We start from the raw sequence: 12,428 nt of genomic DNA, 5'->3' as shown, positions 1-12,428 counted from the left end.
CTAAGTTTTGGCGTTGAGAATGTGGTCTTGCTGGAACGGCGGAGTTAGCATTCCTGAGTGTGTTTCTTGTGGCGTAGCAGGGACATCAGTTTGCGGTCACGACTGACCTGTGCGGCAGGGATATCTTCAACCGGCGTTCGCGCTGACAGTTCGGTGGCCAGCTTGTCATTTGCCACGCTGGTCCAGTCGATGTTCTCGTACGAACCGATGCCAAAGCCCCGGTACATTGCCCCGTAGCGCGCAACATAGTCGGTTACGCCGCCGGGAGCGTTGAGATGAATGGTCTGCATTGGGCCCATGATTGACCAGCGCAGTCCAAGCCCGTCGCAGATTGCCTTGTCGAGATCGGTGGCAGTTACGATGCCGTTGCTGACCAGGCTGAACGCCTCTTCCAAAAGCGCGCCTTGCAGGCGGTTCACAACGAAACCGTCGATCTCCTGACTCAGCACGATGGTTTCGCGCTGACATTTGATCATCAACTCGTTCACTGTTTCAACAGCGCGCAGATCAGTCCATGGCGACGGCACAAGTTCGACAGCAGGATGCAAATGTGGCGGGTTGATGGGGTGTACGACCAGACACCGCTGTCTGCCCGGGATGTGTTCGCAATAACGCGACGCGGAAATGCCCGAGGTTGAGCTTCCGATGGGCACATCTGCGCCTGCGATGGCGTCGATTGCCAGCGTGATCTCTCGTTTGATCTCGACGTTTTCGGGGCCGTTCTCCTGCACGTAGATCGCGCCCTGCACAGCGTTCTCAAGCTCAGAGGCAACGGAGATGCGCCGCAGGATTGTCGGGGCATCAGAGGCATCTATGAGTTCGAATTCGGCCAGATCCGCGATACGCTTTTCCATTGCCTTTAAAGCGTTTTGCGCGGCCTCAGGCGACAGATCATACATCGCAACATCGTACCCGGCCTGTGCAAATACCGCTGCCCAACCCTGCCCAATCAACCCTGCGCCTATAATAGCGATTTTGCTCATAAGTTTTCGTCCATGGTGTGAGGAATATCGGTGTCAGGAATTGCTTAGAAGGACACCTGGTCGCCGCCTTTGAGGCCCAGAATTTCACGGGCTTCATCGGGTGTGGCGACTTGAAGGCCAAGCCCTTCAACGATGGTCCGGATCTTGCGAACCTGTACCGCGTTGGATTGGGCAAGTTCGCCGCGGCCGGCCCAAAGGCTGTCTTCTAGCCCAACGCGAACATTGCCGCCCAAGGTTGCCGCCTGCGTCGCGATGCGGAACTGGTTCGCGCCAGCGCCGAGAACGGACCAGCGATAGTCGTCTCCGAACAGACGATCAGCCGTGCGTTTCATGTGAAGGACGTCTTCGTGGTGGGGACCGATGCCTCCCAGCAAGCCAAAGACTGACTGAACGAAAAACGGCGCTTTGACCAAGCCGCGATCCGCAAAATGCGCAAGGTTGTAGAGGTGGGAGGTATCGTAGCATTCGAACTCGAACCGCGTACCGTTGCCATAGCAGGTTTCCAGAACATACTCGATGTCCTTGAACGAATTGCGGAATACGAGATCGCGGGAACCCTCCAGATGCTCGCGTTCCCATGCATGTTCGAAGGTCTGGAACCGGTTTAGCATAGGATAGAGGCCAAAGTTCATAGACCCCATGTTTAACGAGGCCAGCTCGGGTTGATATGTCGCAGCGGGTGCGGCGCGTTCTTTGACGCTCATATACGGGCTGCCACCGGTTGTGATGTTGACCACAGCGCCTGAGCTTTGCTTGATTTGAGGCAGGAACGCGGCGAACCCTTCGGGGCTTTGGTCAGGCCGCCCGTCAGGATGGCGCGCGTGCAGGTGAAGTATCGCGGCTCCGGCTTCGGCGGCGGCGAGGGAATCATCGATGATTTCTTCCGGCGTCACCGGCAAGTGGGGCGACATGGACGGCGTGTGAATCGCGCCGGTTACGGCACATGTGATGATGACTTTGCCTGCGCCGTTGTTTCTATTCTCTGTTGATTTTACATTGAGTGTCATAGTGTTACCACATTTCCGTCTACGGCAAGAGATTGCCCTGACAAGTTCACGCCAGCGTCCGAGATGAGGAATGCGACAGTTGCCGCGACATCATCGGGGCTCACCATGCGACGCATGGAAATCTTGTTGAGATATTCGTCCTTCATGACCGCATCGCTGACACCCGTGGCGACAGCCTGATCGTGGATCACCTTTTCCATCCTCGGCCCTTCGACGAACCCGGGCAGAATAGCGTTTACGCGAATATTGGAGGGGCCTAACTCTTTGGCGAGGCTTTGGGTTAGGCCGATGACGCCGAATTTGGCTGCTGAGTACGGGGAGCGTCTGGCGTAACCATGCTTGGCAGCAGCAGAGGCCATGTTGACAAGCGCGCCGCCGCCCCTTGCTTTGATCATGGGTATCGCCCTTCGAGCGGCCAGGAACTGACCGGTCAGGCAGATGTCGATGCACCGACGCCAGTCTGCGGGCGAAAGGTCTTCGAGATTGCCGGTGGGCCCGGCAATTCCAGCATTGTTCACCAACGCGTCCAGCCCGCCAAAAGCTTCCTGAACCTCGTCAAAAAAGCCATCTATCGCTTTTTCGTTCGAAACGTCCGCTTCAACCGCGATGCATCCCTCAAGCTCAACGCAAGATCGACGCAGCGCGTCTGTATCGACATCACAAATCGCGATCAGGGCACCTTGTGAATTGAGCATCCTTGCTATGCTGAACCCGATTCCGCTGGCACCGGCTGTGATCACGACTTTCTTGCCCTCCAACCCCGGCAGGGACATCTGCCTTGCCTCTGTCTGGTTACTAGATGAGTTAGTGGTCATGTCACCGCCTCTACTTGCCGAAGACCGCATCCGGGACCCAGAGCACAAGGCTTGGCCAAATGATCAGAAGGGCAAGACCAGCCAGTTGCAGCGCTACAAAAGGGATGATGCCGCGATAGATGATGCGGATAGAGATTTCGGGTGGGGCGACGCCTTTGACGTAGAATAGTGAATAGCCGAAGGGTGGCGTCAGGAAACTGGTTTGCAGATTGACCGCCACAAGCATGGCGAACCACAAAAGTTGTTGTTCACGGGATATCCCTAGCCCAAAGTCCAAGCCCGCTACGATAGGCGCAAAAAGTGGAAGGACGATAAAGCTGATCTCGACCCATTCCAGGAAGAACCCCATGATGAAGATCAGCAGAAGCAGGATGCCCAGTGTGCCGTAAGCACCAAGATCGAAGAACAGGATTGCGTTCTCGATCATCTTGTCACCCTTGAGGCCCTTGAAGACCATGCCAAAGATCGTGGCGCCAACTAATACGCCTAGTATCATCGCAGAAGTATTGCCTGTTTCTCGGACGCAGCCGGACAGGGTTTTAAAGGTCAATTTGCGATTGATGGCCGCGAGGATCATCGCACAAATCGCGCCTAGACCTGCGGCTTCGGTCGGGGTGGCCGTACCCGTGGCAATCGACCCAAGAACAGTCAGGATAAGAACAAGCGGTGCAAACAAGTCGCGCAGCAGCGCCAGTGCTAGGGATCCTTCGGCTGGAACCTGTGTTGATACAGGGGCATCGGTTGGCTTCGTCAACGCAACGAATACAATATAGCCGATGTACAGGCCACCCAACAGCAGGCCAGGAACTACGGCCCCCAGGAACAGCTCGCCAACGGAAATCTGAAGAATATCGCCCACCAGAACCAGCATGATCGAAGGCGGAATCAGAATTCCTAGAGTGCCCGAGGCCGCAATGGTGCCAACAGCCAGCTCCGGCTTGTATTTCTCGCGCAACATAATGGGCAGAGCCAGTGTGCTCAGCATGACCACCGAAGCACCAACGATGCCAGTGCTGGCCGCCATGATGATGCCCAACAAGGCCACGGAAATGGCCAGCCCGCCGCGTCTCCGACCCAATGCGCGCTCAAGCGAATAGAGAAGGTTTTGAGCTAAACCGGATTTGTCGAGCATCGCACCCATGAAGACGAACAGGGGCACCGCAAGCAAAAGCCAGTTTTCAATAACGCCTGCGTAGATGCGCGAGACGCCAATTTTGAGGAATGCAAATGGCAAACCGCCGACAAAAGAAAACAGAATTCCGATGCCGCCGAGAACAAAGGCAACCGGATAGCCACTGAAAATTCCCAAAAGCAAACAAATGACCATGGATAGGGGAATGATGTGTTCAATCATGGGAATCCCCCTTCCCGAACAGGCTTTTGAGTTTTTGGATAGTCAGGCCGAGACCGGCAATCAGCATCAAACCAAAGCCGATGGGAAGAAACGCCTTCAGAAAAAACCGGTCATACATACCGTCATAATCCGAACCTTCACCCATGTTGAATGACCGCAATGTGAAGTCATAACCGTGGAAAACTACGATGACGCAAAGAGGCATCAACAGAGCCAGATGGCCTATCACCTCAATGATGTCCTTCGTTTTTTTACTAAAATGCTGACGTAGGAAATCGACGCGCACGTGACGGTCGCTGACGATTGCTCCGGCCATTGTGAGCATCAGCATGATTCCAAAAAGGTGCCATTGCAAATCGCCGATACTAGAAAGTGTCAGCTTGGACCCAAACAGGAAAATGTCATTTTCCCACCGAAGGATTGTACCGACCTTGGCTGCTGACAGCGTCACGCCAATAAGAACCAGAATGAGGATGGGAATAATGAGCCAAGCCGCGGCCCGACCTATCCATACGATCCCGCGAAGAACCGTATGGACAGGGCCGATACCACGATTTGGATCACTCGGTGGAGCGTCCATATCGTGTGCCATTTTGGCTTACTCGGCGGGGAGAGTTTGCAGGCCGGTCCAGCGTCCCGACGACGCCACGAAGTCCTTCATCGAGTGGTAGGCCTCGCCATAAAGCGCATCTTTCTCGGCTTCGGCACTAAGCACACGTTCTGTAGCAATCCGCAGTTCCGCAAGAACTTCGTCTGGGAAGGATTTGACAATGGTGCCACCCCCCTCGAACACTTCGATCTGCGGCGTTTGGGCCGCAGGGGCATATTGCAACGTCCAGGCCATACTGACCTGACAGGCCGCTTCATACATCGCCTGTTCAGCCGCGCTCATGCCATTCCAGACATCCATATTGATCATCAGCACATCGACGCTGCCCGGCTGGTGCCATCCCGGATAGTATTGATATTTTGCGATCTGGTTGAAGCCAAAATCCTTGTCGATAATTGGCAAGGAAAACTCGGTCGCATCGATGCGGCCACGTTCCAACGCAAGATAGATTTCGCCTGCGGGCATGAACTGAGCTGATGCGCCAAATTCGTTGAGAACACGTGCACCAACGCCACCCATGCGCATCTTCAGACCATTAAAATCTTCGACTGAATTGATCTCTTTGTTGAACCAGCCGCCCGGTTCGGGCGCGGTGATGTGGCAGGCCAGTACCTTAATGTTCAAATCGTCAAACCCGCGCTGAACGATTTCGAGACCACCGCCCACATGCAGCCAAGCCGCCAACGCATCTGGTCCGGCCCCAAAGGGGGTTGCCCCGATCTGAGCCACTGGGATTTTGCCGCCCCATTGACCAAGGAAGCTCCATCCCGCCGGGATCGCCCCGGAGCTAACGTTATCAAGAATCTCACCTGCGGGAACCAGTTCGCCTGATCCATAGAGTTGCAGACCAACATCGCCGTCGCTCATGTTGCGCAAGGTTTCATCCATGATCTTAGCACTGTCTGCCAGGAACGTCAGATCCTTTGGAATGCTCATGTGGACGTCCAGAATATCTGCGGATGCCGAAGTCGCGCCATAAGCCATAGAGCCGGCAACAAGGCTCGCGGCAATTTTCGAATATTTCACTGTATTCCTCCCGTAACTATGCCCGACACGAACATCCATAGCGGCCAGTTCGTAAGGCTGGTGCATGATATTTTGATTATTGATCAAAAATCAACTTAATAATAATTACCCATTGTTGCGCATGATTCCAATTGGTTGGATAGGTTTAGGCTGACTTGGGGACCTCACCTAACACTACGATTCTAAGAATCGAGGCCGAAAATGAAATTCCTGAACATCGCCTATCACGATGTGCATCTTGGGCATTCGACACTCTGCAAAATCGACACCGCGTTCTTGCTGCATGCTTCAGGCAGGCGTGCCATCATCAAACAAAGTTTTCACCAGCACGTCATAAGCATCCGAAATGTCGAGAAACAGTTCCTGCGTGGCGGTTGGTTCGTCGCCGTCGCGAATGGCTTGCACAATTTTCCGGTGATGATTGTTGGACACTTTGTACTGATTTTTTCGCTCCAGTTGATACAGATGCGGGCTGACCCGTAACCAAAGCGTGTTGATGATGTCGATCAAAACCGCAGAGTGCGACTGTTGATATATCCTTAGATGAAACTCGTAGTTGGCCTTGATATATCCCTGTACATCGTCGGATTGCTCAGCTGCCTCCAACTGCTTCAGCAGTACCTCGAGCTCGGTCAAAAACGCATCGTCACGATTGGACAGCGCCCATTTGACAGCCAACGTTTCAACTTCCAGGCGCACATCGCGCAGGTCAGTCAGTTCGTCATATCCGAGGCTGGGAACGCCCAGCGAACGCCCCGATACATTTGCTACCACACCAATCGCCTGGAGGCGCGTGAGCGCCTCGCGAACAGGCATGGCGCTCACGCCAAACGCTTCAGCGACCCGAGCGACATGCACCGCCTGGCCAGGGGTGAATTCACCTTCGCGCAAAAGAGTGCACAATTGATCATAGACCTGATCGTGAAATTTCTCTTTCTGAATCGGTTTGGCATTTTTGAGCATGACCCATCTATTCGCACACATTCAGTGAGGAAATCCACCTTACATTACCACTCCATGTCACCCAATACAGCGGGTATCGGACAAGAGGAGTTGACCGCCCCTTCCACCGCGCAAACTGTGAATTCAAGTAGGGCCAGCCTTGCAAAAAAAAGAATGTAGCAAATTTCGGCGTAGTGGGCAGTAAGCACACTATTGCAATGACCCTTCTAGAGTCTGCTAAGGGGTTCTTTTCGGTGGTTCGCAACGTAACAGGCCCACCACGTTTTGGGTCGTTCGTTAAACCTTGCAAAGTCCGCTTTCTGCGCATCGCTGTCATTGGAGCTTCGCGCGGCATCAGTCAACTTGGACTCGGTAACGACCGTCGCTGACTTCCGTATATGTGGTTAGAGGAAGCCTTAGGCGGGCCATGCCAACAGTGCTTACAATTCTGCGATGCGGACAACCTATTTGGCACTCGTGTAGCGAGAAGGTTCCCGAAACTACGCGGTGAATTTCGAAGTGCAGCGCACTCCGTCTTGACATAGTGACACGAACTGGTTCAGCTTCAGGTCATGACGTACTCACGCATCCACTGCCATCGAATATCGGCCTGAGGTCGATAACCCACGCGAAATCCGTGGGAGGCAGCATTGGTATGCGGGCGAGGCTTATATCCTTGTAATTGCTCCAGATTAGAGTGCACGAGTCGGTTCGATTCCGACGCCTCCTACCATCCTCAGGAGGAGTCCGACATGGCGGACGACGTTGCGAACGCAATTGATTTCAACGATATCAAGAAATCGGTCGAGGAGAACCTCGGCCGCACACCCGAAGGCTGGTCTGGCTTGGTCACGACGCTCTTCACAGAGGTCAAGGAATATTGCGATCTGAAGGATGCCACCTACCCCTTCATCCTCCAGATCAAAGAGAAACTAGGCGAGCTCTGCATCTACCACAGGTGTGATGATCGACACATCCAGTCAATGATCACCGCCACAATTGCACGAGCAAACCGTACCTGTGAGCGATGCTCAAACGCTGCTGAGACCCAACTTCTCGACGGTTGGTACACGACACTTTGCTGCTGGTGCGCGCATGACGTCGCGAGCAAGCGCCACCCCGAAAGGAAGAGGCTTTTTGGTGTTCGGAAAAAGTCTGTTCGAGATCGAATGACCTGCTCAGTTTGTGGATATTTCGGTCAGATCGACCGATCTGATGACCGCGGACGCTGTCCTGCATGTGTGACGAAAGGGTGGTGAGTGATGCTCAAAATCGTTGTCTACGCAAACGAAAGAGAGATCGCCCGGGCACATGCTGGAAACGTCAGCGATGACACCGATGGTCTCTGCGACTACGAAGTGCGCGTGAACGAACGAGAGTCCGAGGAGCTCGGTATCGAAGAGAAAGCAGTACGCTTCGGTATCTCGCAGCATAATCGCAGGCAGACGGTGTGGGCGCTCGTTGAGAAGATCGCCGCCACGTGGCTGGAGAAGACCGGTGCGCGAGAGTCCCGCCCTAAGGCTGATGAGGTGACGCGCGCATTCCTGAAGCTAAAGAAGGCCGAGTTTCTCGCCGGACAAGCATCGCTGTCAGATCCGGTTGGCGCAGAGGAGTTCGACGCGCTCGCTGCTGACGTCGAGATTGATCCACTGACCAGGGCGCTTTTGGCATTGCAAGAGGCAAGGATCGCACTTGGCCGGGCAAAACTATCTGATCCGATTTCCGCAGATGAGATCAGAGCGCGCAAGGTACATGAAGGTAGTGACAACGAATTGCTGTCGCAGATTCGGACGAGCATTCGCGAATTGGATGAGCGCATTGCTAGTGAAGTAAATGGCGAGGACCAGGGCGAGGACGAGCATACAGATCCAGCCATCGAAGCTTTCCTTGAGCTTTTGGAAAAGGACATCGCAGCAGGCAATCTTGTTGGAGACCTAGCCGAGCACATTGCAGCGCACAAACGTCGATTGGGTGACGATGATGACCAGGACAATTGAGCCAATTTTCAAAGATACCGAAGATCTTCGATTCCTGAAGATGGCATTTGCGGTTAACGACAGTGAAAGCAGCGTTGTGGCCCCAATCTCAACCGCCGATTTCGAACGTATAGAAGATCTGACGGACGAAGAAATCAGGCGTGTTGTTCATGAGACAGCTGACGCGCTGAAAGATGGGTGATGAAACAGGTTGTCGACTGGAATGACATCCAAACAAGCGTTCTAAAAGCGCTTGGTGAGCATCGCGCAAGCTGGGCTGATCAGCTCGCACTAGTGTTGGAAGATGTGAAGCGCAGTGTTGCTCAACACCCCGAAATCTTTGGGAGTGAGCTGCCGGTGGTCGTGCAGATCAAGCAAAAACTCGGCGGATTGCGCGTCTACACACGAGAATGCAATCGAAACATCTTCGACGAGCTGGAGACGCGTGTCGAAGAGATCGAGAAGACGTGTGAGAGATGCGTAAATTCTGCCGAAATCCAAAACGTCAGGGGATATTTAGTCACCCTATGTTGCTGGTGCTACAACAGCTACCTCGAAGATCGATTTGAAGATGCTGAGGCGAGGTGGCCAACGGATCTTGAGCTCAACGTAGCAAATCGCTTTCCAGACCTGGTGAGCGCTGATACGGCCTCATTGTGGCCAAGCATTGGTCCGGGCAGGCTGGTCTTGCTTGGCCGGTTCCTCGCAGAGGCGGAGCATCTTGTTCGAGAGACCTTTGAGACACCGTTTCAAGTGCAGATCTCGGATGTGACGACGGGCTCAGACGGTTCAATCCAGATCATCTTCCGTCGGTACGATCAATGCCTGGATCTCCCGCTCAAACGTCTCGTACTGGACAGCAAGCGAACATGCGCAAGATGTGGCCATGTGGGTGATATCGTTCGGAAGAAGCACAGGGCAACCGCCCTGTGTGCACACTGTCAGGAGCAAGGCGATTGGAACCCCTTCGATGAGTGATGAGTTTTCCGATGAAGAGATCTTTGGACGTCCGTTGGAGTCGATCCCTCTGGATGACCTGATTTATGAGCTGAAAGCACGACTGAAAGAGGGTTCAGATGCATGGCCAGCACTTCTGACGACTGTACAAGAGCACATCGTGGACGCTGCTCCAGCTGATGGATCGGCAGAGTGGACAGACATCTGGATTAAAGAGAATAAGTGGCCAAAATGACCGAAAAAGACAAAATCACAGAAGGATCTGGTAGCGTCTATCAAGACCTTGGCCTCCCGGAACCAATCGTCAGCCACCTATTCTGCGACTTAAGGATCGTCGGCTTCCAAGACAGTTTTTACCCGATTGAGATTGCGGTTTTGAGGGTGATCGATGACAAGCCACACATTTGGAGCTCGCCGATTTACCCTGCCCAATCATGGCCACAACAGGTTCTGGATGCGTCTCCAATCGACCTGTCGACGGCTCCGGCCGCTGAGGAAGTAGCAAACCAAATACTCGGTCTCATCGAGCGCTGTGAAGCCGGATGGATCTACTCGGATTCTTCAGCAACCTCAGGATTGTTGGAGCGTCTATTGGCTGAAGCAGAGGTTGGGCATCTCCACAAAGTCGACGTACTTCGCACGGACCAAATCATGCAAGATGAAGCATCTCGTCGAGCGATGAAACAGCAGCTGAAATCACACAAGCGGACATCTGACAATCCGCGCGACGAGGTGGAGCGGTTGTGGGCCTGCTATCAAGCAGTGAAGGCCTCAAAGGAAGGAGATCAGCGATGAGTGCGACGGACGATGCCTGTTGAAGATCATCAAGCAACGCGGCGAAAAGGCCAATCGCATTGAAATGGGATTATTCAAAACACTGATCGGGTCCGCAGGATGCGAGATCGCGATACTGCAAATGCAGTACTTTCGCGACCTGAATAAATTCATTAAATCCCGGCTTTTTGCTGCAAAACCGGTGCGTGCATTCGACAGCTCCGGGAAGTGAACATTTCTGCCGTTGATGACTTGCAGGGCAATCCGCGCAATATCACTATTGGACTAACTGCCGCGAAACCGTCCCGATTGATTGACTGCGATAGTGTCGGAGCACATTGAGCGGAGACTGCCGTGGGTTCCAAAGAGCCCGGGCGCAGTTTCAACAAGCGGCGAATCACCTCGCACAGGACACGGGTGATTTGGCTGTTGAGGCCATTTGACCAGACGAAAGTGAAAGAATTCTATTCTTACACTTGAGCGCTCTCTCATGCCGCAACGACAGCTATCTCTCTTTGAATTTATCCTTACTCGCAAGAAGTGAATTAGGCAGAGCCTAATTCAGGGCCGCATTTTGCAACGCAAGTGCGCCCAAGGATAAATGTTTAAAAACAGTATGTTATTGAGAAACCCGCAGGAATTTGGTATGCTGATTGGCGTGTCGAACCTATCCCAAATTGGGGGGTGCACGAAATGAAAGCGAGGGTGAGAGATATGCCATTCGTTGTAGAAAAATTTGCTGCCGGTAGCGCAGTACTGAGGTCGGAGGCGCCTTTTCGTTGAAAAAGACGAAATGCACAAATCGGCTAATCAATGAGGCTGCCAGTTGCTTGAAGCGCGGTCGACTGATCTGACAAATTTGTCACATTTAATTGGCGTAGAAGTCACATCATCCACACTCGCATCTTTTCGCTTGCGCAGACCTCCGAGTTTTGAGTACGAGAAACGCCCATGCAAAATGCTGTCCATCATATCGCGCCCAATCAGATACGGGTTTTCTGAGTTTCCGATCCGTTGTTAGCTCTCTTCAGCGATAGGTTTACATATCCTGCTTATGCTGTGAGCTCCTATAGGCACTAAGTCGATATGAGGCGCTTGTCATGGCGTTTACTACAAAACTTTTGGGGTTCTTGAAGACGTGTTGCGATAGCCATCGCGACATCATTCCTTCTTTTGCTCCGCGTTTCTTGAATCTCACGCGAATAGCCGTGTGATCGGGCGGTTTCGGCCGCCTGCTTCCCACCAAAATTCAAATCACGAGTTTTTCTACCGAACGCGTTCGGTGGGCTCGATAAGACGTGAGGTATTCACATGAAGAAAAGCTTTCCTGATGGAATCCGGCTCCCGTCAGATTTTCGTTCAGACCGTGCCATTGCGAAGGCCGCGACACGCCATTGCACTGCTTACACCGTGATCGGTTCAAACCCGGGTGTAAGGGTTCAGGCGGAGTCTCATCTTGAGTTGGTCAATCTGCTGGTAATGCACGCGCAGCTCGAGGTTGAAGACATCTTCGATCAAGTGCGGTTCCGTTGGAATGGCTTCAGCGAAAAGGTGCGAGAGCACGTGTTTGATTACGTGGCGCACATCCGTGGAGGCTCCAAAGTTGCTTTCGCTGTAAAGCCAAGTTTTCAGGCTGCGAAATCGGAATTTGCAGAAAAAATGCAGGAGGTTGCGTGGTTCTCCGTTCAGTCTGGCTTTTGCGATGAAGTACGTATCCTGACGGAATGCAGCGCAGATCAGATTGAGCAGCAGAATGCACAGCTTTTCTGGGCCGTGCGGCATCCTATGCCAAGTGCTGACGACGTAGCCTGGAATGTGGCGCAAAGCCTTCTGGGCGCAGCCTCGCTGCGTGACCTGACAATCAAAACCGGACTTGGTGCCGACGGTTGGCGAGCGCTCGTGCGCTTGGTTTCCGCGCAACACCTTGTGCCGCTTACCCGTGAAATCATCGACCCCCAAACACTTGTCCAACGGAAAGGATAAT

The 12,428-nt window shown here is 53.4% G+C and carries 14 protein-coding genes and 1 tRNA gene; 8 read left to right on the top strand and 7 right to left on the bottom strand.

Translation table 11 applies throughout. The features are described 5' to 3' along the window. Positions 1-44: 44 nt before the first annotated feature. From ACR0MQ_RS15125 to ACR0MQ_RS15095, 7 genes are all read right to left on the bottom strand, one after another. On the bottom strand, positions 45-983 hold the full coding sequence (locus ACR0MQ_RS15125) for a 3-hydroxyacyl-CoA dehydrogenase (RefSeq protein ID WP_480609113.1): 939 nt from the start codon (positions 981-983) through the stop codon (positions 45-47). A 44-nt stretch (positions 984-1,027) separates the two neighbouring features. Beyond that, complete coding sequence (gene kce, locus ACR0MQ_RS15120) at positions 1,028-1,990, bottom strand: 3,5-dioxohexanoate:acetyl-CoA acetone transferase (RefSeq protein WP_480609111.1); 963 nt, start codon at positions 1,988-1,990, stop codon at positions 1,028-1,030. Beyond that, complete coding sequence (locus ACR0MQ_RS15115; protein WP_170668273.1) at positions 1,987-2,805, bottom strand: SDR family oxidoreductase; 819 nt, start codon at positions 2,803-2,805, stop codon at positions 1,987-1,989. The genes kce and ACR0MQ_RS15115 overlap by 4 nt, the downstream gene beginning before the upstream one ends. 10 nt (positions 2,806-2,815) lie before the next feature. Next, positions 2,816-4,159 (bottom strand): TRAP transporter large permease, encoded by a 1,344-nt coding sequence (locus ACR0MQ_RS15110; protein ID WP_480609109.1) that lies wholly within the window; start codon positions 4,157-4,159, stop codon positions 2,816-2,818. Further along, on the bottom strand, positions 4,152-4,751 hold the full coding sequence (locus ACR0MQ_RS15105; protein ID WP_170668275.1) for a TRAP transporter small permease subunit: 600 nt from the start codon (positions 4,749-4,751) through the stop codon (positions 4,152-4,154). The genes ACR0MQ_RS15110 and ACR0MQ_RS15105 overlap by 8 nt, the downstream gene beginning before the upstream one ends. 6 nt (positions 4,752-4,757) lie before the next feature. After that, positions 4,758-5,795 carry a TRAP transporter substrate-binding protein gene (locus ACR0MQ_RS15100; protein WP_170515330.1) on the bottom strand — a complete coding sequence of 346 codons (1,038 nt, stop codon included), beginning with the start codon at positions 5,793-5,795 and terminating at the stop codon, positions 4,758-4,760. 288 nt (positions 5,796-6,083) lie between these two features. After that, the gene (locus tag ACR0MQ_RS15095; RefSeq protein ID WP_480609107.1) at positions 6,084-6,758 is read right to left on the bottom strand and encodes a GntR family transcriptional regulator; all 675 of its coding nucleotides are present in this window, start codon (positions 6,756-6,758) and stop codon (positions 6,084-6,086) included. A gap of 618 nt (positions 6,759-7,376) precedes the next feature. Here ACR0MQ_RS15095 and ACR0MQ_RS15090 point away from each other — a divergent pair. The 8 genes from ACR0MQ_RS15090 (at position 7,377) to ACR0MQ_RS15055 (ending at position 12,427) form a co-directional block, all read left to right on the top strand. Then, positions 7,377-7,470: transfer RNA gene (locus ACR0MQ_RS15090), tRNA-OTHER, on the top strand. A gap of 19 nt (positions 7,471-7,489) precedes the next feature. Further along, complete coding sequence (locus ACR0MQ_RS15085) at positions 7,490-7,996, top strand: hypothetical protein (protein WP_480609105.1); 507 nt, start codon at positions 7,490-7,492, stop codon at positions 7,994-7,996. A gap of 3 nt (positions 7,997-7,999) precedes the next feature. Beyond that, entirely contained in the window at positions 8,000-8,734 is a 735-nt protein-coding gene (locus ACR0MQ_RS15080) for a hypothetical protein (RefSeq protein ID WP_480609102.1), read from the top strand. Next, on the top strand, positions 8,718-8,915 hold the full coding sequence (locus ACR0MQ_RS15075) for a hypothetical protein (RefSeq protein ID WP_480609099.1): 198 nt from the start codon (positions 8,718-8,720) through the stop codon (positions 8,913-8,915). The genes ACR0MQ_RS15080 and ACR0MQ_RS15075 overlap by 17 nt, the downstream gene beginning before the upstream one ends. Next, the gene (locus ACR0MQ_RS15070) at positions 8,915-9,691 is read left to right on the top strand and encodes a hypothetical protein (RefSeq protein WP_480609096.1); all 777 of its coding nucleotides are present in this window, start codon (positions 8,915-8,917) and stop codon (positions 9,689-9,691) included. Before ACR0MQ_RS15075 ends, ACR0MQ_RS15070 begins: the two co-directional genes overlap by 1 nt. Beyond that, positions 9,684-9,905: a hypothetical protein gene (locus ACR0MQ_RS15065; protein WP_480609093.1), complete on the top strand. Its 222-nt coding sequence runs from the start codon at positions 9,684-9,686 to the stop codon at positions 9,903-9,905. The genes ACR0MQ_RS15070 and ACR0MQ_RS15065 overlap by 8 nt, the downstream gene beginning before the upstream one ends. Then, positions 9,902-10,465 (top strand): hypothetical protein, encoded by a 564-nt coding sequence (locus ACR0MQ_RS15060; RefSeq protein WP_170512590.1) that lies wholly within the window; start codon positions 9,902-9,904, stop codon positions 10,463-10,465. The genes ACR0MQ_RS15065 and ACR0MQ_RS15060 overlap by 4 nt, the downstream gene beginning before the upstream one ends. Positions 10,466-11,755: 1,290 nt before the next feature. Continuing rightward, on the top strand, positions 11,756-12,427 hold the full coding sequence (locus tag ACR0MQ_RS15055) for a hypothetical protein (protein WP_480609089.1): 672 nt from the start codon (positions 11,756-11,758) through the stop codon (positions 12,425-12,427). Position 12,428: the final 1 nt, after the last annotated feature.

This window comes from Ruegeria sp. AN6 (assembly GCF_056540425.1).
This window is presented reverse-complemented; position numbering and strand designations above follow the sequence as displayed.